The following is a 20035-nucleotide window of genomic DNA, read 5'->3' as shown; positions in this document are numbered from 1 at the left end:
GAATAAAAGATATTTGTGTAAAGCGGGAACCCATGACGGCAAAAATGCGCCAATGATTCGCTCCTTTCACTAAATATTATTCGGTGAAATTTTGTTGTAATGTTGTCAGGAAAAGTTTTGAGAAATACTGTTTGTATTTGTGTTATCTATCTTAATCACTGTGTTTGTAGTGTAAAGTAGAATTTAGCACCTTCTTTATGATAAAGGGTTGCTAAGGTTTCATCGGGTCTATCCCTCCGCCTTTCGTGATAACTTTCAATAAAATTATGAACGCTGCAAAGTAACGACATAACCTAAACAATTGCAAGTGTTTTTTAAAGTTTCTAAGTTCTTATTGAAGGCATTAAGATACTAAGGTTCTGAGATTCTAAGTTTAAAAACCAAAAGCTCAAACTTTGTAAATAAAGTTTGAGCTTTTGGTTGATTTTTTCCCGTCTCAAGTAAAATTGAGCTTATTTTCTTTTGATCAGAAAGTCTTTAAAAACTTCTTTCCCAATTTAAAAATGTATCCATGACTTCTTGATGATCTGTAAATTCATTATCTGTCATGCTCATATCATTTTCAAATTTGGCCTTTTCTTCTAGTAGTGTTTCTTCATCCCAATTCATAATAGATAATTTTTAATACATTTCTAAAGTTAGCATTTTATCTTGATTCTTCAAAATTTTTCTTTTATGAAGCAAAGTTACTATCCCAATTCTTCGGGTCAAAAGAAGTAAGATTAAGTTAATGTGATGTTTTTTCAAAGCTGCTTAGATTCTGAGATTCTAAGATACTGAGTGGCTAAGTTTTTTTTGGGGTATTATCTTTAACTTTTCGAGCTCCAGAGGAGCGCAATATTTATAGAATACAATTTAACCCCCCCAGCAAGAGCTCCAGAGGAGTGAAATATATTTCGCTCCGCTGGAGCTCTTTTACAGATGAATGATTTCTTTTCTATAAATATTTCATCCCTCTGGGGATTTTCCTTGCTAAATAAAAAAAGCCCAAACTTTTAAAAAGTTTGGGCTTTACTATATTTAAAAACCTTAGCGTCTTAGTCCCTTAGAACCTCAGCACCTCAGATTAAACAATCGCTTTCACAACCGCTTTTGGCGCTTCTTTACGAGTTCCGTCGAAACCGTCTACTCCAGAAACTGTTGTATATTTTAATACATATTTTTTACCTGGGTTGATGATTCCGTAAGCAGCCTGACACATTAATGTTGCTTCGTGGAAACCGCAAAGGATTAATTTTAATTTTCCTGGATACGTATTGATATCTCCGATTGCGAAGATTCCAGGAATATTAGTTTGATAATCTAAAGCATTGTTTACTTTAATGGCGTTTTTCTCGATTTCTAATCCCCAGTCTCCAATTGGACCTAATTTTGGCGTTAATCCGAAAAGTGGGATGAAATAATCGCATTCGATTTTACGATGTGCTCCGTTTTCTTCTATATCTAAAGATTCTACGTGCTCAGCGCCGTTGATTCCGATTACTTCTGCCGGAGTTACTAATTTGATTTTTCCAGCTGATTTTAATTCCTGTACTTTTTCTACAGAATCTAATGCACCTCTAAATTCGTTTCTACGGTGAATCAAAGTTACTTCTGATGCTACATTTGCTAAGAAAATTGACCAGTCAAGTGCTGAATCTCCTCCTCCTGCAATTACAACTCTTTTGTCTCTGAATTTCTCCGGATTTTTGATGAAGTATTTTACTCCTTTATCTTCATAAAACTCGATATCTTCGATAAGTGGTTTACGAGGCTCGAAACTTCCTAAACCTCCTGCGATAGCGATAACTGGCGCATGGAATTTAGTTCCTTTGTTTGAAGTTACGATAAAACTTCCGTCTTCTTGTTTGTCGATCGTTTCAGCACGTTCTCCTAAAGTAAAACCTGGCTCAAATTGTTTGATTTGTTCCATTAAACCATCAACTAAATCTCCGGCTAATACTTCTGGGAATCCAGGAATATCATAAATTGGTTTCTTTGGATATAATTCTGAAAGTTGTCCTCCCGGCTGTGGTAAAGCGTCAAGAATGTGGCATTTTAATTTTAATAGTCCTGCCTCGAAAACGGCAAATAAACCTGTTGGTCCTGCTCCAATTATAAGTATATCTGTTTTAATCATTATGGTTGTTGTTTATAATCATTCTTAATAATACAAAGAAACGAATAATTTATTCTACTGACAATGATTTTTATCATTCATTTCTATGCGGTATTTTTTACTCTTTATTTTTTAATAACGAGGTAATCTCATTCATTCGTTTCACTTTATCCTCAAAATTACCTTTAAGCGTTTTTCTATATTCGTTAAGATTCTCAACCATTTGGTTAATATCTTCTGGAATTACTTCTTCAAAAAACTCTCTTAGCCTTTTTGCCGTTGTTGGCGATTTTCCGTTGGTCGAAATGGCAATTTTGACATTTCCTTTTGTTACGATTCCGCCTAAATAATAATCACATAAATCTGGCGTATCGGCAATATTGCAAATCAAATAACGCTTTCTAGCTAAATCGTATACTTTTTTATTTGCTTCTAAATTGTCCGTACACGCAATTACCATATGGCGTTTTTTGAGCATTTTCTTTTTAAACTTCGATTCGGTTAATTTAACCGACGGATGTTTTTCAGCTAAAACTTTAATATCCAAATGAAAATCTTTTGCCACAACTTCAACATTTGCATTCGGACTTGACTTTAACAAGAAAGAAAGCTTTTCCAGACCTACATTTCCTCCGCCCACAATTAGAACATTTAAATTGTGAAGCTTTAAAAATATTGGATATAATTCGTTTTGTTCCATTTTAATTTATTTTCCTCCGATCAAAATTAAATGTTTTTATTGAATCGGATAACCAATCAGATGTTCCTCTGGAACATTTTTTTATCGAACATTCATTTCTACCGACCAGATGTTCCTTCGGAACATTTATTTAAACGTTTATTTTTTAGCAACGAATTGGTTCTGGCGGAACATTTTATCCAACTCCTTTTTTTGACAAAATTCTTCGTAAAATCCTTTTAATTTATGGCTTTCGCGAACCACTTCTCCTAAAACGATAACGGCTGGTGAACCTAATTCTTTTTCTTTTACGATTTCTAAAATCGAATCTACGGTTCCAACACCCACTTTTTCTTCTATTGTTGTTCCGTTTTGAATGATCGCTACAGGTAAATCTCCTTTGTTTTCATTCTGAAAAAGTTCAACGATTTGATCCAGTTTGTGCATTCCCATTAGGATTACAACTGTTGCAGATGATTGTGCTGCAAGAGCTACATCTTCAGATAATTTTCTGTCTGATGTTGTTCCAGTAATCGCCCAAAAGCTTTCTGAAACTCCTCTTTTGGTAATTGAAATTCCGAGACTTGCCGGAACTGCAACTACCGATGAAATTCCTGGAACGACCTCGGTTTTGATTCCGAAGCTTTCTATGAATTCGATTTCTTCGCTTCCTCTTCCAAAAATAAACGGATCACCGCCTTTTAATCGCACGACATTTCCATACGTTAAAGCATTATCTACAATCAATTGATTGATTTGATCCTGCGTATAACTGTGATTTCCTTTTCGTTTTCCCACAAATAATTTGATGGAATCTTTAGAAGCATGCGCTAAAATTTCTTCGTTGGCCAAAGCATCATACAAAACCACATTGGCTTCAGCCAGCGCTTTTACAGCTTTCAGCGTAAGCAAATCCGGATCACCGGGACCTGCGCCAACTAAAGTTACTTTGGGTTTTATTGTATTATGCATTTGCTAATTCTTGTGCTCTGAAAGTTTCGATTTTATCAAAGAAAACAATTGCCTGAGCAATGTAATCTTTAGCGAAAGCCTCAGACGGTTCATTTTTATTGATTTGGTAGACCAAATCTTTGAAAGTTGAATTCAACTCTATTTTATTCGTTTCGATGAAAACCGTATCAAATAAATCTACGATTCCAGCGTGGTGATTTGTTTTTTGGTTTTCTGCCAATAACAATGCTTTTGCTCCGTTTACAAATCCAGCGTAAGCGTGGTAAATAGCATCTGCCCATTTTCCTTCGTCGAATGCTTCCTGAGCAAAAGTGAGTTTTTCTTTAGCTTCTAATAATAAAGTCGCAACCAAGTCAATAACAACTCCGGCACATTCTCCAACTCCAACTGCTTTTACATAGTTGTCAGCATTCCCCCAATCAATAAAATCGGCTTCTGTAAGGTTGGTTACATCTGCGAAAGGTTTTAAGATTTCATAGAAATATTTCTCTCCTTTTGCATCGTAGTAATTAAGGAATTTTTCTCCGTTTGCATTTGTATCAAAATCATTTAAGATTGTACGTAATGCGTCTGGTCCTCTACGGCTTGGAATTTTGATTACTTTATCGGCAAAACGTCCTTCGCCGTTTCCTAATCTTCCTCCACCCAATAAAACCTGTAAAGCCGGAGCTACCAGTTTTCCTGAGTTGATAGACATTCCTTGGAATCCAATTGCAGACATATTATGTTGTCCGCAGGCATTCATACAACCAGAAATTTTAATTTCGATTTCGCGATTGTTTAAATATTGAGGATATTCTGCGCTTAAAACTCTTTCTAATTCTTCGGCAATACCAGTACTGCTTGCAATCCCCAAATTACAAGTATCGGTTCCTGGACATGCCGTAATATCTCCAACTGAATTATATCCTAATTGAACAAAGTCCAATTTGGCTAATTCTTGATAAAAGAAAGGAAGGTTCTCTTCTTTTATGTTTCGTATTACAATATTTTGACGCAATGAAAAACGCAATTCATTTGCTCCGTAATTTTTAATTAAATCGGCTAATAATCTGGCTTTATCCGTATAAAAATCTCCCAATAAAACTTTGATTCCAATAGCGTAGTATCCTGCTTGTTTTTGCGCAATTACATTCGATTTTTTCCAAGCTTCATAAGCTTCGGTATCTTCGATTGTAACTTGTGGCACTTCTAAAAGTGGCTCAGCAATTGGGCCCTCAAAAGCAGTTGTATCAATTTCGTATGTTTCAAAAGCGATTGCTTTTTTCTCTTTTTCAACCAAATCAAGGAAAGCATCTTTCCCCATTTCTTTGATTAAGAATTTCATACGCGCTTTCATTCTTTTTGCACGTTCTCCATAACGGTCAAAAATTCTAATAATTCCTTCTGCTGTCGGAATGATTTCGTTTACAGGAACAAACTCCGAAAGTAATTCGGCATGCGCTGGCTGAGATCCTAAACCTCCTCCGAACATGATTTTGAATCCTTTTTGTCCGTCTTTGATTTTTGGAATAAATCCTAAATCGTGTAAATAACTCAAAGCTGTATCTTCATCTGAAGAAGAGAACGAAATTTTGAATTTACGTCCCATTTCCTGACAGATTGGGTTTCTTAACAAATATTGGAAAAGTCCGTGTGCGTAAGGCGAAACATCAAATGGTTCGTTTACGTCTACGCCAGCCAATTCACTTCCTGTAATATTTCTAACGGTGTTTCCACAAGCTTCACGCAACGTAATATCATCTTTAGCCAAATCTGCCCAAAGTTCTGGTGTTCTGTCCAAACTTACATAGTGAATTTGAATATCCTGACGTGTTGTAATATGCAGACGTCCAGTAGAATATTTATCTGAAACTTCAGTAATTCTTCTCAATTGTTCGCTGGTCACTTTACCGTAAGGTAATTTGATACGAATCATCTGAACGCCTTCCTGACGCTGACCGTAGATTCCACGCGCTAAACGAAGACTACGAAAACGCTCATCATCAATTTTTCCTCCACGGAATAAGTGAATCTTTTTTTCTAATTCGATAATCTCCTTCTGAACTACCGGATTTTCTATTTCTGTTCTAAAACTTTCCATTTTGTCTTTAGTTGTTGGTTGTTAGTTGTTGGTTGTTGGTTTGCTGGCAGAATAACTATCAACCAAAAACCATCAACTATCAACTAGCGAATGAATCCTACTCCTGCTGTTGTGTTTGTTGCTGTATCAATTAAGATAAAAGCTCCGTTTGATTTGTTTTCGTTGTATGAATCAAAATATAACGGTTTGCTTAATTTGATTGTTACTTCTCCAATTTCGTTGATTGCCAATTGTGAAGCTTCTGTTGTTCCTGAGTAATCAGTTGCAATCGTGTTTTTAATGCTTTCTACTTTTGCTAAAATTCTGTTGGTATTGTGCTGAACCAAATATTTTGTTCCTGCAACCAGTTTTTTGCTGTCCATCCAGCAAATTGTGGTTGTAATATCTTTTTCAATTTTTGGAAGTTCCGATGATTTTACAATCATATCGCCTCTCGTTACATTGATGTCATTTTCTAATTCGATTGTAATTGAAGATCCTGCTGTAGCCTCGTCAAATGATTTATCGAAGAAGTGAATTTTTGAAACTTTTGATTCTGTTAAAGAAGGAAGAACCGTTACAGCATCTCCAACTTTAATGGAGTTTCCGTATAATTTTCCTGCGTAACCTCTAAAATCGTGGTATTCTTCTGTTTTCGGACGAATTACGGTCTGAACTGGGAAGCGCGCTTTTCCTGCTTCATAAACATCATGAGAATGTAATCCTTCTAAATGCTCTAAAACAGTTTGTCCTTCGTACCAAGGCATATTCTCTGATTTATCAACCACATTTCCACCATTGATTGCGCTTAACGGAATGTAACTTACGTTTTGTTCTTTGAAAGTACTTTTTGCATTTAATGCCTCAAAATCAGCTTTGATTTTATTGAAAACTTCTTCTGAGTAATCTACTAAGTCCATTTTGTTTATGGCAACGATTACTTCTTTTACTCTCAATAAATTATTGATGAAAAAGTGACGGTATGTTTGCTCGATAACGCCTTTTCTGGCATCGATCAAAATAATAGAAACCTGAGAAGTTGAAGCTCCTGTAACCATGTTTCTCGTATATTCTACGTGACCCGGAGTATCGGCAATAATGTAACTTTTCTTTGCAGTCGAAAAATAAATATGCGCAACATCAATCGTGATTCCTTGTTCTCTTTCTGCTACCAATCCGTCAGTAGCCAAAGAGAAATCCAAATAATCGTATCCTTTTTGTTTACTGCTTTTTTCGATTGCTTCAATTTTATCTGTAGTCAATGATTTTGTATCATACAATAATCTTCCGATCAAAGTACTTTTTCCGTCATCTACACTTCCTGCTGTTGCTATTTTTAAAACGTCCATTTTATATATTGTTTCAGGTTTAAAGTTTCAGGTTTCATGTTCTCTTGAAACTTATAAATCCGTATGTTTTTGTTTTTTGATTCTTCTTCTAATTTTAACTTCTTACCAGAAATTAAAAATATCCTTGTTGCTTTCTTTTTTCCATTGCAGCTTCAGAACGTTTGTCGTCGATTCTGGCTCCTCTTTCAGAAATGGTTGATGATCTGATTTCGCCCACAACTTCTTCAATTGTTGCTGCGTAAGATTCAACAGCCGCTGTACAACTCATATCTCCAACGGTTCTGAAGCGAACAATTCTTTCTTCGATTTGTTCGTCTTCCTCTTGGTACACAAAAGGAGAATGTGACCAGATTAAACCGTCTCTCAAAAAAACTTTTCTTTTATGTGAAAAATAAATCGATGGAATCTCGATATTTTCTTTTTCGATATAACTCCAAACATCTAATTCTGTCCAGTTTGAAATTGGGAAAACACGAACGTTTTGTCCGTTTTCGATTTTTCCATTCAAAATATCAAATAACTCAGGTCTCTGATTTTTTTCGTCCCATTGTCCGAAATCATCACGAACAGAGAAAATACGTTCTTTAGCTCTTGCTTTTTCTTCATCACGACGCGCACCACCAATACAAGCATCAAATTTGAATTCTTCAATTGCATCTAAAAGTGTTGTAGTCTGTAAACTGTTTCTACTAGAATATTTTCCAGTTTCTTCCACCACTTTTCCTTCATCAATAGCATCCTGAACATTACGAACGATCAACTCTAAACCTAATTCTTCAACTAATTTATCTCTGAAAGCTATTGTTTCAGGGAAATTGTGTCCCGTATCAACGTGCAATAGAGGAAACGGAATTTTAGCAGGAAAAAATGCTTTTTGTGCCAAACGCACCAATGTAATAGAATCTTTTCCTCCTGAGAAAAGTAAAACCGGTTTGTCAAACTGTGAAATTACTTCTCTGAAAATGTATATCGCTTCACTCTCTAAAGCGTTTGTTTTTAATACTGAACTCATTATTGTTGTTATTTTTTTGTTTCAAGTTTTAGGTTTCAAGTTCATTGAAATCTAAAAACTTGCTATTCTCTTTATTCTATACTCTATTTTCTATTCTCTCAGTTTACTCTTTTTTTGCACCATGTAAACCGCATTCTTTATGACTGGACTCCCACCACCATCTTCCAGCTCTGATATCTTCTCCAGGGAAAATTGCTCTTGTACAAGGTGCGCATCCAATACTTACGAAACCTTCTTTGTGCAATGCATTTTGCGGAACATTAAATTCTTTTAGATGATTTTCTACTTCTTCTAAAGTCCATTTTAATAACGGATTGAATTTGATGATTTCGAAACCTCCGTCGTATTCAAACAAACTTAAATCGTGTCGGTTTTCTGATTGTTCAGCTCTTAAACCTGTAATCCAAACTGCATTTCCTGCTAAAGCTTTTCGTAACGGAACTACTTTTCGAATAAAACAGCACTCCTTTCTGTTTTCAACCGAATCGTAAAAACTGTTCGGACCTTTTGTCTGAAGTAAATTCTCAACTGCTGCTGCTTCAGGAAAATAAACTTCGATTTGTTTTTTGTACTTTTTTAATGTTCTGTGAAAAACATCATACGTTTCCTGAAATAATCTTCCGGTATCTAAAGTGAAAACCGTAATATCGATGTCATTTTTGAAGATAAAATCAGTAATTACCTGATCTTCCTGCCCAAATGAAGTCGAAAAAATAACCTGATTCGGATATTTTTCTGCTAGAAAACATAATGTTTGTTCTAGCGAAAAATCTTTTGTTTCTTCTAATAATAATTCTGCAACTTTCGCACTCATATTCTCTTTCCTTTCTAAATCTTTATAACAATTTAGATAATGTTTTTAAACTCAATAAAATGATTAAGATTCCAACCGCAATCATCATTGGTTTTCTTTTAATTCTAGTTACTAAAAATGCTGCAATCGGAGCCGCTATAACGCCTCCCGCAATCAATCCGATGATTACCTGCCAGCCGTGGATACCGCCAAAAAGCATGAAAGTGATACCGCTTGCGAATGAAATTGCAAACTCAGCTGCATTAACAGACCCAATAGTATATTTCGGATTTCTTCCTCTTCCTAATAAGGTTGAAGTTACAATCGGCCCCCAGCCTCCACCTCCAACAGAATCCATAAAACCTCCAAAAACAGCTAAAACACTTAATTTTTTGGTTTTCTTTTTTTCAATATTTTTCTTCAACGCTTTTTTGATGATAATTGCTGCTAAAACAATCATATAAACTGCAATAAAAGGTTTAATTACATCTCCACTAATCACATCAGACAATAAATAAGCTCCTGTAATGGAACCTAAAACTCCTGGAATCAACAAATGTTTTACTAGTTTTTTGTTGATGTTTCCAAAACGATGATGCGAAAGCGCGGAAGCTCCCGTAGTAAACATTTCTGAAACGTGAACTGCTGTACTGCTTACAACCGGCGGTACTCCATAAGCCAACAAAAATGACGTAGAAGTTGCTCCATAACCCATTCCCAACGCTCCGTCTACCAATTGCGCAAAAACTCCAATTAAAAAGAACGCTAAAAGATTATCATCAAAACCTTCTAAAAAACCATTCCACGAAAATTCTGCGTGATGATTATAAATTATTGTAGCTACCAAACCTAACAACAAAACTACAGGTATTACAACCCATAAATTTTCCTTTGATAAAGCATTAGACTTTACCGCTGTGTTGTTTAACTTAAGTTCATTTTCCATGTTTTAAGAATTTGCTTTTGTCCTTAAAAATACATTACCCTATCGGCTTAGTAGATTACTTTGCAAATGTACTACATATTTCGAAATATCAAAACAATATATTTACTTTTTTACAATAGCTATTCTCCTCTAAACCAATGTAGAAGATATTTAAAGAACGATTAGTAATTAATTTAACAAATTATGCACTGCTCCTTAAAATCGTAACAGTACACCCCAATTTTGTGATTTGTAAAAATACACATTTAATCTCTACCAAATCTATAGGATAATTATAAAAATGTTATTATTTTAGCGCCAAATTTTTTTTATGGATTTTCAGATTGGTCTTGTCATTGCAGGTTTAGTAGTTGGGTTTATTGTTGGATTAACTGGTGTAGGAGGCGGTTCTTTGATGACGCCTATTTTATTATACTTTAATATCCCCCCTACAACAGCCGTTGGGACCGATTTACTTTATGCCGCGTTTACTAAAGCCGGAGGAATTTTTGTACACAATAAAAAAGGCAACATCAATTGGAAAATCACAGGATGGCTTACTTTAGGAAGTGTTCCCGCCGCTTTGGTAACTTTATGGATACTTCACAGTATTAAAACAGATATCGAAACTATAAATCGTGTTATCAAACAAAGCTTAGGCTGGGCATTGTTATTTACTTCTGTTGCTATTATCTTCAAACAGAAATTAATGAAGTTTTCACAGAAACACGCCGGCGATAAATTTCATAGCGAAAGCACTACTCAAAACATGCTGACTATTGGAATTGGAGTTTTATTAGGCGCAACGGTAACTTTAACTTCAATTGGTGCAGGAGCTTTAGGAACTGTAACTTTATTTTTTCTTTATCCTTTATTACCTACCCCAAAATTGGTTGGAACAGAAATCGCTCACGCCGTTCCCTTAACTTTAGTTGCCGGAATCGGTCATGCTTCTATGGGAAATTTAGATTTAGGATTATTAGGTCAATTATTAATGGGATCGCTTCCAGGAATCTACATGGGAAGTATGTTAAGCGGAAAAATTCCTGATCAGTTTCTTAGAAATGCTATCGCAGTAATGCTTTTCCTTGCAGGATATAAACTGATCTTTTAAGGTTTTAGTTTTACCATATAAGTCATATAAGTTCATTTTAGAATCAGCGCTCCTGCAAGGTTTTCAAAACCTTGTAGGTTTTTCTAAGTTTTATATTTGCCGGTAAAAAAATCATACCTACAAGGTTTTGAAAACCTTGCAGGAGAAACTAAATGAACTTATATCACTTATATGGTTTAATTTTTTAGAAAGCTATATCTGCCAAAGAATTACTTTCTAATATTTTCAGCGTATTATCTCTAACTTCTGTCATTAAACGTCTTGCAGCGCAGGTAGTTTCGTCATCACAGTCATCACATCTTTCGTAGAAATTATGACTCGCGCAAGGCAAAAGTGCAATCGGACCTTCCAAAATTCTGTAGACTTTAGCCATACTTATGTCTTTTGGATCTTTTATAAGATAATAACCGCCGCCTTTTCCTTTTTTAGCTCCAAGAAAACCAGAATTTCTTAAAAGCAACAGAATACTTTCTAAAAATTTAATCGAAATATGTTCGCTCTTTGCTATTTCTGCTATTTGTACAGGTTCATTATTGTCGCGTCTTGCTAAATAAGTCAAAGCTTTAATTCCGTATTTTGTTTTCTTTGAAAGCACGTACTAGATTTTAGATTTTAGAACTTAGATTTCACTATAATCTTCATTCTAAATTTTATTAGAAAGCAAAAATAGGCTTTTTGTTTGAACTTTCACATACGAAGAAAGTTAAATTCTACTAATTCTATCAAATTACTTCTTCTTGTCCAATTAAATTAAAATCATGGAATAGTTTTACCTCTTCGTCCAATTCTTTTTTATTAACGACGTAGGTATCTGAAATTGAATCATGCCATCCTCTTGCTGAATTTAAAAAAGTAAAAGCCTCAAAAGGAATAAAACGACATAAAGTTCGTATTAGAATTTTCTTAGGCGTAGGCTTTAAACCATTTTCATCAACAACAATAGTTCCAGTAACAAATTTGCCTAAAGATCTTCCGCTTAAAGCTTCCATTGCAAAGTAATAAATTATCGTTAAGAAAATGCCAATCAAAAACGAATAAAAGATACTCAAATTAAAATACCAAAATCCCAAACCTGTATAACCAAATGAATCCATAATATTGATTATAAAAGGAAGTGCAATTCCAAACAAATAAGACAAAATATAGGTAGCAGCATAGTCTACAATATAATTAGCGAAACGTTTATTGCCCGAAGCTGTTATTCCTTCATTTATAACATAAATAGATTCATTCATATTTCACTGTGTTTTAAAATGATTCGAGTAGATTTAGATTAAAACAAAAATATTCCTTTTTCAAAAACAAACATTAAAAAAAGACGATTTTTAATAGTAAAAATCTACTATCAAAAATCGTCTTTATATAGCTGTAGATAATCTAAAATCTACTTTCTAAATTATTAAGCAAGTGCCTGTTTCAAATCTGCAATTACATCTTCGACAGTTTCTAAACCAACTGAAACACGAACTAAACCTTGCGTGATTCCAACTGCTAATTGATCTTCTTCAGATAATTTACTGTGTGTTGTAGAAGCCGGATGTGTAACAATAGTTCTGGTATCTCCAATATTTGCAGATAACGAACAAAGTTTTATGCTGTTTAAGAATTTTCTTCCTGCTTCGATACCTCCTTTAATTTCAAAAGCGATGATATTTCCACCCGCTTTCATTTGTTTTTTAGCAATTTCGTATTGCGGATGCGATTTTAAGAACGGATATTTTACGCTGTTTACATTTGGATGCGATTCTAAAAACTCCGCTACCTTTAAAGCATTTTCGCAATGTCTGTCAACACGAACAGCTAAAGTTTCTAAACTTTTAGACAAAACCCAGGCATTAAATGGTGATAAAGCAGGTCCTGTATTTCTAGAAAACAAATAAATCTGTCTGATTAAATCTTCACTTCCAACCGTAACGCCACCTAAAACACGACCTTGCCCGTCGATTAATTTTGTCGCAGAATGGATAACCAAATGCGCTCCAAATTTAATTGGCTGTTGTAAATATGGCGTTGCAAAACAGTTGTCGATGATTAAAATCAAGTTGTGTTTTTTTGCAATTTGCCCTAACAATTCTAAATCAATTACATCTACTCCAGGATTTGTTGGAGATTCGGCGTATAATATTTTGGTATTTGGCTTAATGAAACTCTCGATTGTTTCCGGCTTATTGATTTCAAAATAAGAAGTTTCGATATTCCATTTTGGGAAATACGTCATAAACAAAGCGTGAGTCGATCCAAAAACGCTGCTTGCAGAAACGATGTGATCTCCCGAATCTAATAACGCTGCGAATGTTGAATAAACTGCTGCCATTCCAGTTGCGAATGCGTAACCAGATTCTGCTCCTTCCATTTTGCAGATCTTGTCTACAAACTCTGTTGTGTTTGGATTACTGAAACGGCTGTAAATGTTTCTTTCTTTTTCTTCTGTAAATGAAGCTCGCATATCTTCAGCATCTTCAAATACAAAGCTTGATGATAAGTATAATGGCACCGAATGCTCTAGATACTGCGATCTTTCTAATTGTGTTCTAATGGCTTGTGTTTCAAAACCAAATTCTTCTGTATTCATTGTGTTGTTTTTTTGTTTTAACACGAATTGCACCAATTGGCACGAATTCGTTTTTGTAAATTTCACAGAGTTTCACAAAGGGACTATGTGATTTTTATAAGCCAAAAAAGAATTATCTAATTCTCTAAATTGACTAATTATATAATTTTACAAAGCTTCGTTGTTTAAAACCACTTTGTAACTAATAGTTGCTGTTGGCTCAACTGTTTTGGCTACTGAACAATATTTCTCGAAAGAAAGCTGTGCCGCTTTTTTTGCTTTTTCTGGATTGATTTCTCCTTCTAAATAGAAAACCACATCAATTTCTTTAAAAGGTTTTGCTTCTTCAATTTGAACTCTTGTTCCTTCAACCTCAGCATTAAAAGAAGTGATTTCCTGACGCTGTTTCTTTAAAATCGAAATCATATCAATTGCGCTGCATCCTGCAACACCCATTAACACTAATTCCATTGGACTTGCACCTAAATCACTTCCGCCAAATTCGGCTCTGCTGTCAACGTCAACTATGTGGCCGCGTTCATTTTTTACTTTGAAATGAAATGCGTCGTTTACTCTGTTTAAAGTTACTTTCATTGTGTTGTTATTTTTTTGTTTTTTATTCTTCGCAATCTTGTCCTTTCGAGGAACTAGACCTATAAATCTTAAATCTAAACTCTTAAATCTGCAATCAGATTACTCCTTTTCAGACAATCTCAAAATATCTCCAAAAACTCCTCTTGCTGTTACTGCAGAACCCGCACCAGCTCCTTGAATAACGATTGGTCGATCTCCGTAAGATTCTGTGTAAATTTCGAAGAAAGAATCAGAACCTTTTAATCCGCCTAATGCAGTATCTTTTGGAACTGAAACTAATTTTACTTCTAAAATTCCTTTGTCATTCTGCAAATCTCCAGATAATTCTCCAATATATCTTAAAACGTGATTTGGTTCTTGATCGGCTTTTACTTTTTCGTAAATCGGATCGAATTCTTTTAATTTCGTCAAGAAATCGGCTGCGCTTCCTTCACGTAAGTGTTCTGGAATTAAGTTCTGAATTGCGATTTCTTCAAACTCATTTTGCAAATCTAATTCTCTCGCTAAAATCAATAATTTTCTACCAACGTCATTTCCGCATAAATCTTCACGCGGGTCTGGTTCTGTGTATCCGTTATCAATTGCTTCCTGTAGAATCTGACTGAATGGAGCATCTTTCGCAGAAAAATTATTAAATAAATAACTTAATGTTCCAGAGAAAACTCCTTTTATTTTCGTGATATTTTCACCCGAAAGGTGTAATAATTTTATCGTATCAATTAATGGCAAACCTGCGCCAACGTTAGTTTCGTACAAATAATTCTTTTGATTTTCTTCCAAAGCTTTTCTGATGTCTTTATAGAAACCATAGCTTAATGTATTAGCCACTTTATTCGAAGAAATCAAATCAAAACTGCTTTCGATTAACGAAATGTAATTCTCAACAAATGATGCACTTGCTGTATTATCAATCGCAATCAAGTTTTCTAAATGGTGCTCATTCGCGTAGGCGATAACATCATTTATAGTGTAAGCCTGACCTTCTTTTTGAATCTCATTTTTCCAGTCTGAAGTTACACCATATTTATTTAAAAGCACTTTTTTAGAATTCGCGATAGCAAAAACATTCAGTTTAATTCCTTTACGTTTTTCAATTGCTGCAGTTGATTCTAAGATTTGATTAATTAAAGTTCCTCCAACCAATCCGTGACCGAAAATTGCGATGTTGATTTTTTTCGAAACTCCAAAAATCTCTCCGTGAATTACACTTAACGCTCTGTTTAGTTCTGATTTTTTCACCACCAAACTCACGTTTTTACCCGTAACTGTGTTGTTGAATAAAATCGGGACAATTTTGTTTTTGATTAATGCTGTATAAGGCTTGTGGAAAGTACTCAAATCCTGACCAATAATCGAAATAACCGATACATTATCTGTCACTGTAATTTGGTTTACGTCTTTAGAATAAAAGTCATTTTCGAACTCCTTTTCTAATTCAACCATTGCTGTTGTTGCTTTTTCTGTAGCTACAACCAATCCGATTCCTCGTTCTGAAGATCCCTGCGAAATAATACTTACCGAAATATTATTATCTCCCATTACTTTAAAAATTCGGGCATCAACTCCTGCTTTCCCAAGTAATCCGCGACCTTCAAGATTTACCAGAGAAACATTTTCTAAAACTGAAAGTGTCTTAATTCCTTCTTTTGAAGAATCTGAAGTGATTAAAGTACCGCGATTTTCATGGTTGAAAGTGTTTAAAATTCGAAGCGGAATGTTTTTTTCTAATAACGGAATAATCGTTTTGGCATGAAGGATTGTTGCTCCAAAATTGGCTAATTCATTTGCTTCGTTAAAAGATAAAAATTCGATTTTTTTAGCATCAGCAACCAAATCTGGGTTTGCAGTGTAAATTCCGTCAACGTGTGTAAAGTTTTGTAATTCTTCTGCATTTAGGTAATTGGCAATTAAAGAAGCGGTGTAGTTACTTCCGTTTCTTCCTAGAGTTGTTGTGTCGTTGTTGTTGTTTGAACCAATGAAACCTGTTACAATATTTACGGTTTTCCCGTTATGTTCTTTAAAATAGTTAACCACATTTTTCTTAGAAAGCTGTTCTAATGGCTGTGCATCGCCAAATTTAGAATCTGTTTTCAGCAATGATCTTGTATCAACAAAATTTGCTGGAATTCCTTTTTCAATCAAAATTGCAGTCAGTAATCTCGCCGAAAGCAATTCGCCTTTAGACAAAATCTGATCTTTAATTTTGTTGCTGTAATCTCCAATTAAGCTTACGCCTTCAAACAGTTTATCTAAAACATTAAATTCTTCTGATAAATCAACTTGCGGATAATCTGAAATCTGGTATTTTTTAAAATTTTCTAATAATTCTTTGTAACTGCCGTTTTTTGCAGCAATGCTCAAGATGAATTCTAGTTCGTCTGTAGCATTTCCGCGGGCAGAAACAACAACGGCAATCTGCTCGCCTTGATTTACTTTATCTGTAATAATTGAAACAACTTTGTTAAGTCCTTCTCCGTTTGATAATGATTTACCTCCAAATTTTAATACTTTCATTTTATTTCTTTATAGTTTCTGCCTTAAAAATGTCGGCAAGTAAATAGTCTAATTGTTTGTACTCGATTAAAAAAGCGTCATGTCCGTGAACCGAATCAATTTCGCTGTAAAAAACATTGTCTTTAAATTTCTTCAGTTCTACATAGGTTTCTTTGTTTTCTTTAGCTGTAAAAAACAAATCCGAATTGATTCCGACGATATGAATTGAAGCTTTGGATTTCGACAATAAATTTTCAAAGTTTTCTGTATTTCTTGTGATATCAATTGTTTTGAGCAATTGATTCATTAATTTATAAGAAGAAAGCTGAAATCGCTGTTGCAATTTTTTTCCGTGATGTGCCAGCCAGCTTTCGATATTAAAAATCAGAAGATCCTGATTGATTGTTCTCTGAAATTTTTCTTTGAATGATTCTGGAGATCGGTAACATAACATGGCGTGAATTCTGGCATCTTCGATTGGTTTTGAAGAATTATTGAGAATCTGTTCCTGAAGAAAACAATTCGCAATAAGCCAGTCTGTCGATTTCCAATCGCTTGCAATCGGGATAAGATGTTCAGTGATGTTGGGTTCTAATGCTAAGATTTCCCACGCAATACCACCTCCGACAGAACCTCCGATAATAGCAAAAAGCTGCTGAATATTTAAAGCTTTAATTCCTTGGATAAAAATTCTCGCAACATCTCTTGCAGTAAAATCATGATGATTTTCTATAAGATAAGAAGTGTTTCCGTTTCCTGGAACATCAAAAGCGAGAATAGTATAAACAGCAGTATCAATGGTTTTACCCTCACCAATCAAATCATTCCACCAGCCGTTTTCGCCGGTAACAATTGCATTTCCTGTTAAGGCATGATTTACCAAAACAATAGGTGCACTGTGCAGAGGTTGTCCTGACAATGTGAAATTTAATGGCAACGAATGATAATCTGCACCACTTTCGGTGATGAAATCTTGAATTATAATGGGATTAGGTCTATTTTCCAATTTTCAAATCTTTAATTTTGATTTGTATATGTGGAAATATTAGAAAGAAAGTCTAGAGTTGTACTAGAAAAATTCTTGTTGTTATCTTTCCACGTTTGGGCGTGGTAGAATGCAGCACCTTCTTCGAATTAACGAAGGGTTGCTAAGGATTCATCGGGTCTAATCCCTCCTCCTTTCTTTATAACATTTCAATACGTATTTGAACTTAACGGTGCAAATTAACTACTAATTTCTTAAACAAACAAATTTTATCGAAACTGTTTGTTCAATTTCATGAACATACTGCAGCAAAAACTATTGTACGCAAAAAATTACCGAACAGGAATGCCCAGTAAAATTAAGCAGGTTTTAACCTAGTTTATATCACTTGTCAGTTTATATAAAAAGTGTTTCATTTTCTTTTGAATACATCAAAAACAATAAAGAATTTGGTACTTTTTTTTCAGCGTTTTTATCCGTTTCTGTCATTCCGAATCTTGGGTGATTTAATTCGTTTGCTGGCGGCGGATTGTTTCTTTTTGTTCTTCTGTTTTTCAAGTTAGAAATTTTTTCTGCTAAGTAGTTAAATGTGCTCATGATATTAAGTTTTAGTTCAGTTGTGTTTTATAATCTTTATTTCTCTTTTATGTTTTCGTTAATTCGTTTGACAGAATAAAAAAACCCTTTTGGAATTTCGGATACCAAAAGGGTTTAAGTTTTTTAAACTCATTTATACTTTTAGTATCAACAGACGCATACGCAAATAAGCGCGACAGTAAACATCTTGTTTATCTGTAAGGATTTATTCATCTGTGATTTATATTGTATTTTAAATTTCTGCATTTTTAATAATTTAAAAAGCCTCCTGAAAATGTTTCGGGAGGCTTTTGCTATATAATTATGTTTCTTACAATTTTTTAAGCAATAGACAACCCAGCCTCGGTAATAACCGAAATGGCATAAAACATTTTGTTGACTTTTAAGTTCATTTGATTTCTAGTAGTTTTTGGGTATAACAAATATGCAAATATTTTTTTTATTATACAAATGAAATTCAGGAATTTAATTACAAAAATCGTTAAAAAACTCTTTTTAACGATTAAAAACATCTTACAAAACTAAAAAACAGTAATTACTAAGTAAAAAACCTACAATAACTGTTTTTTCAAAAACTTTTCAGCATCACTCTTTCAAAGAACTTTATTCAAATATTAGCACTTTTTAAAGCCAGACGGCCTCTTTATTCTTTATTTTCTCGGTAATTTTCAAAATATCGGCGATTACCCCCCTCGAAATTGCCTGCTTACATGGCGGCGCACTTTGAATCACAATAGGAACTGATGCATAAGATTTGGTATAAATTTCGAAAATGGTATCAGAGCCTTTTAATTGTCCGATGGCAGAATCTGATGGTTCTGAAATTAATTTTACTTCTAATATATTTTTTTCAAAATCAAATTCTCCTACATACCGAAGCACGTGATTATCTGCTTGCGTGATTTTTGCAATTTTGAATGATTTATCTAATGCATCTTTATTTAGAACACCATTTTTTTCCAGATGATCTTCTGTGATAAAAGGTTTTATTTTGATATCTGCAAAATCAAAATCCCTGCCTATTTCTCGTGTTAAAATGAGCAGTTTTCTCGCCGTATCATTTCCGGACAGATCTTCTTTAAAAGTTGATTTCATTAATCCTAACAAACTGGCATCTTTTAAAACAGATGAAAACGAAACATCTTCTGCCGAAAATCGGTTAAATACATAACTTAAATTGTCTGAGAAAACACCTCGGATCTTGGTTATTTTTTCGCCAGAATAATACAAATCTCTCAAAGTCTGTAAAACCGGAATTCCTGTATCGACAGATGTTTCATACAAAAACTCTTTATCGAACTTTTTAAGATTCGATCGTAGTTCTTTGTATAAATCTATCGGAAGCGTATTTGCTTTTTTATTGACCGCTACGATGTTAAATCCGTTTTCAATTAACGTATTGTAATGTTTTACCAATTCATCACTGTCTGTTGCGTCTACGGCAATTAGGTTTTCGAATTCATTTTCTTTCGCAAATTCGATAATATCTTCTACTTTAAAAGGAACTGCCAATTGTCTAAAATTGGTTTCCCAGGAATAACCTACACCTTCTTTTTCAAAAAAAGCAACCGTCGAATTGGTTATTATCGGAAAATGAAAATCTACGTTTTTACTTTCCAGAAAAAAATCCTGGCTTTCGATAATCTGATTGATCAAAGTGCTTCCGATATTTCCAATCCCAAAAAGGATAATATTTATTTTAAGCTTTGACATAATTTCTGTTTTTTTTTAACCATATAAGTGATATAAGTTCATTTAAAATCGCGCTCGCAATTCAGACGACAGAATTAGACGCACTGCGGTGCGTCTTC

General features: G+C 34.2%; 18 protein-coding genes and 2 riboswitches. Of the genes, 1 reads left to right on the top strand and 17 read right to left on the bottom strand.

The window, feature by feature from the left end:
• Positions 1–139 precede the first annotated feature (139 nt).
• Positions 140–255: riboswitch (SAM riboswitch) on the bottom strand.
• A 222-nt stretch (positions 256–477) separates the two neighbouring features.
• The 9 genes from ACFSC2_RS13305 to ACFSC2_RS13265 form a co-directional block, all read right to left on the bottom strand.
• A complete protein-coding gene (locus tag ACFSC2_RS13305) occupies positions 478–609 on the bottom strand; it encodes a hypothetical protein (protein WP_379814942.1) in 132 nt (43 codons plus the stop codon).
• Between the two features lie 457 nt (positions 610–1066).
• Positions 1067–2119, bottom strand: coding sequence for an NAD(P)/FAD-dependent oxidoreductase (locus ACFSC2_RS13300; RefSeq protein WP_035645583.1), 1053 nt, complete (start codon positions 2117–2119; stop codon positions 1067–1069).
• Positions 2120–2216: 97 nt separating this feature from the next.
• Positions 2217–2798: a precorrin-2 dehydrogenase/sirohydrochlorin ferrochelatase family protein gene (locus ACFSC2_RS13295; RefSeq protein ID WP_379814943.1), complete on the bottom strand. Its 582-nt coding sequence runs from the start codon at positions 2796–2798 to the stop codon at positions 2217–2219.
• A gap of 138 nt (positions 2799–2936) precedes the next feature.
• On the bottom strand, positions 2937–3749 hold the full coding sequence (cobA, locus tag ACFSC2_RS13290; RefSeq protein WP_379814944.1) for a uroporphyrinogen-III C-methyltransferase: 813 nt from the start codon (positions 3747–3749) through the stop codon (positions 2937–2939).
• A complete protein-coding gene (locus ACFSC2_RS13285) occupies positions 3742–5832 on the bottom strand; it encodes a HEPN domain-containing protein (RefSeq protein ID WP_379814945.1) in 2091 nt (696 codons plus the stop codon). Before ACFSC2_RS13285 ends, cobA begins: the two co-directional genes overlap by 8 nt.
• Before the next feature lie 83 nt (positions 5833–5915).
• The gene (locus ACFSC2_RS13280; protein ID WP_379814946.1) at positions 5916–7160 is read right to left on the bottom strand and encodes a sulfate adenylyltransferase subunit 1; all 1245 of its coding nucleotides are present in this window, start codon (positions 7158–7160) and stop codon (positions 5916–5918) included.
• Between the two features lie 112 nt (positions 7161–7272).
• Positions 7273–8172, bottom strand: coding sequence for a sulfate adenylyltransferase subunit CysD (gene cysD / locus ACFSC2_RS13275; RefSeq protein WP_012023580.1), 900 nt, complete (start codon positions 8170–8172; stop codon positions 7273–7275).
• A 103-nt stretch (positions 8173–8275) separates the two neighbouring features.
• Entirely contained in the window at positions 8276–8986 is a 711-nt protein-coding gene (locus ACFSC2_RS13270; protein ID WP_379814947.1) for a phosphoadenylyl-sulfate reductase, read from the bottom strand.
• Positions 8987–9008: 22 nt separating this feature from the next.
• The gene (locus ACFSC2_RS13265) at positions 9009–9911 is read right to left on the bottom strand and encodes a TSUP family transporter (RefSeq protein ID WP_379814948.1); all 903 of its coding nucleotides are present in this window, start codon (positions 9909–9911) and stop codon (positions 9009–9011) included.
• A 310-nt stretch (positions 9912–10221) separates the two neighbouring features.
• On the opposite strand from ACFSC2_RS13265, the gene ACFSC2_RS13260 reads away from it, so the two are divergent.
• Complete coding sequence (locus ACFSC2_RS13260) at positions 10222–11004, top strand: sulfite exporter TauE/SafE family protein (protein WP_379814949.1); 783 nt, start codon at positions 10222–10224, stop codon at positions 11002–11004.
• Between the two features lie 184 nt (positions 11005–11188).
• On the opposite strand, the gene ACFSC2_RS13255 is transcribed toward ACFSC2_RS13260, so the two are convergent.
• From ACFSC2_RS13255 to ACFSC2_RS13220, 8 genes are all read right to left on the bottom strand, one after another.
• The gene (locus ACFSC2_RS13255) at positions 11189–11599 is read right to left on the bottom strand and encodes an RrF2 family transcriptional regulator (protein ID WP_095952585.1); all 411 of its coding nucleotides are present in this window, start codon (positions 11597–11599) and stop codon (positions 11189–11191) included.
• Positions 11600–11726: 127 nt separating this feature from the next.
• Positions 11727–12239: an RDD family protein gene (locus tag ACFSC2_RS13250; protein ID WP_379814950.1), complete on the bottom strand. Its 513-nt coding sequence runs from the start codon at positions 12237–12239 to the stop codon at positions 11727–11729.
• A gap of 164 nt (positions 12240–12403) precedes the next feature.
• A complete protein-coding gene (locus tag ACFSC2_RS13245; protein ID WP_379814951.1) occupies positions 12404–13576 on the bottom strand; it encodes a trans-sulfuration enzyme family protein in 1173 nt (390 codons plus the stop codon).
• A gap of 147 nt (positions 13577–13723) precedes the next feature.
• Entirely contained in the window at positions 13724–14149 is a 426-nt protein-coding gene (locus ACFSC2_RS13240; RefSeq protein ID WP_091493828.1) for an OsmC family protein, read from the bottom strand.
• Positions 14150–14248: 99 nt separating this feature from the next.
• The gene (gene thrA / locus ACFSC2_RS13235; protein WP_379814952.1) at positions 14249–16663 is read right to left on the bottom strand and encodes a bifunctional aspartate kinase/homoserine dehydrogenase I; all 2415 of its coding nucleotides are present in this window, start codon (positions 16661–16663) and stop codon (positions 14249–14251) included.
• 1 nt (position 16664) lies between these two features.
• The gene (locus ACFSC2_RS13230; RefSeq protein ID WP_379814953.1) at positions 16665–17648 is read right to left on the bottom strand and encodes an alpha/beta fold hydrolase; all 984 of its coding nucleotides are present in this window, start codon (positions 17646–17648) and stop codon (positions 16665–16667) included.
• 78 nt (positions 17649–17726) lie between these two features.
• Positions 17727–17835: riboswitch (SAM riboswitch) on the bottom strand.
• Positions 17836–18023: 188 nt separating this feature from the next.
• On the bottom strand, positions 18024–18224 hold the full coding sequence (locus tag ACFSC2_RS13225) for a hypothetical protein (protein ID WP_379814954.1): 201 nt from the start codon (positions 18222–18224) through the stop codon (positions 18024–18026).
• Positions 18225–18848: 624 nt separating this feature from the next.
• Positions 18849–19937, bottom strand: a complete 1089-nt coding sequence (locus tag ACFSC2_RS13220; RefSeq protein ID WP_379814955.1) for a homoserine dehydrogenase family protein — start codon at positions 19935–19937, stop codon at positions 18849–18851.
• Positions 19938–20035: the final 98 nt, after the last annotated feature.

Source organism: Flavobacterium artemisiae (genome assembly GCF_042678225.1).
Taxonomy (GTDB): domain Bacteria; phylum Bacteroidota; class Bacteroidia; order Flavobacteriales; family Flavobacteriaceae; genus Flavobacterium; species Flavobacterium artemisiae.
The sequence above is the reverse complement of the archived record's forward strand: the minus strand, read 5'-3'. Positions and strand labels throughout refer to the sequence as shown.

Bases quoted from the DNA above. Each gene is read 5' to 3' on its own strand.
- ACFSC2_RS13305 (WP_379814942.1), bottom strand. From the start codon at position 609: ATGAATTGGGATGAAGAAACACTACTAGAAGAAAAGGCCAAATTTGAA.
- ACFSC2_RS13300 (WP_035645583.1), bottom strand. From the start codon at position 2,119: ATGATTAAAACAGATATACTTATAATTGGAGCAGGACCAACAGGTTTA.
- ACFSC2_RS13295 (WP_379814943.1), bottom strand. From the start codon at position 2,798: ATGGAACAAAACGAATTATATCCAATATTTTTAAAGCTTCACAATTTA.
- cobA (WP_379814944.1), bottom strand. From the start codon at position 3,749: ATGCATAATACAATAAAACCCAAAGTAACTTTAGTTGGCGCAGGTCCC.
- ACFSC2_RS13285 (WP_379814945.1), bottom strand. From the start codon at position 5,832: ATGGAAAGTTTTAGAACAGAAATAGAAAATCCGGTAGTTCAGAAGGAG.
- ACFSC2_RS13280 (WP_379814946.1), bottom strand. From the start codon at position 7,160: ATGGACGTTTTAAAAATAGCAACAGCAGGAAGTGTAGATGACGGAAAA.
- cysD (WP_012023580.1), bottom strand. From the start codon at position 8,172: ATGAGTTCAGTATTAAAAACAAACGCTTTAGAGAGTGAAGCGATATAC.
- ACFSC2_RS13270 (WP_379814947.1), bottom strand. From the start codon at position 8,986: ATGAGTGCGAAAGTTGCAGAATTATTATTAGAAGAAACAAAAGATTTT.
- ACFSC2_RS13265 (WP_379814948.1), bottom strand. From the start codon at position 9,911: ATGGAAAATGAACTTAAGTTAAACAACACAGCGGTAAAGTCTAATGCT.
- ACFSC2_RS13260 (WP_379814949.1), top strand. From the start codon at position 10,222: ATGGATTTTCAGATTGGTCTTGTCATTGCAGGTTTAGTAGTTGGGTTT.
- ACFSC2_RS13250 (WP_379814950.1), bottom strand. From the start codon at position 12,239: ATGAATGAATCTATTTATGTTATAAATGAAGGAATAACAGCTTCGGGC.
- ACFSC2_RS13245 (WP_379814951.1), bottom strand. From the start codon at position 13,576: ATGAATACAGAAGAATTTGGTTTTGAAACACAAGCCATTAGAACACAA.
- ACFSC2_RS13240 (WP_091493828.1), bottom strand. From the start codon at position 14,149: ATGAAAGTAACTTTAAACAGAGTAAACGACGCATTTCATTTCAAAGTA.
- thrA (WP_379814952.1), bottom strand. From the start codon at position 16,663: ATGAAAGTATTAAAATTTGGAGGTAAATCATTATCAAACGGAGAAGGA.
- ACFSC2_RS13225 (WP_379814954.1), bottom strand. From the start codon at position 18,224: ATGAGCACATTTAACTACTTAGCAGAAAAAATTTCTAACTTGAAAAAC.
- ACFSC2_RS13220 (WP_379814955.1), bottom strand. From the start codon at position 19,937: ATGTCAAAGCTTAAAATAAATATTATCCTTTTTGGGATTGGAAATATC.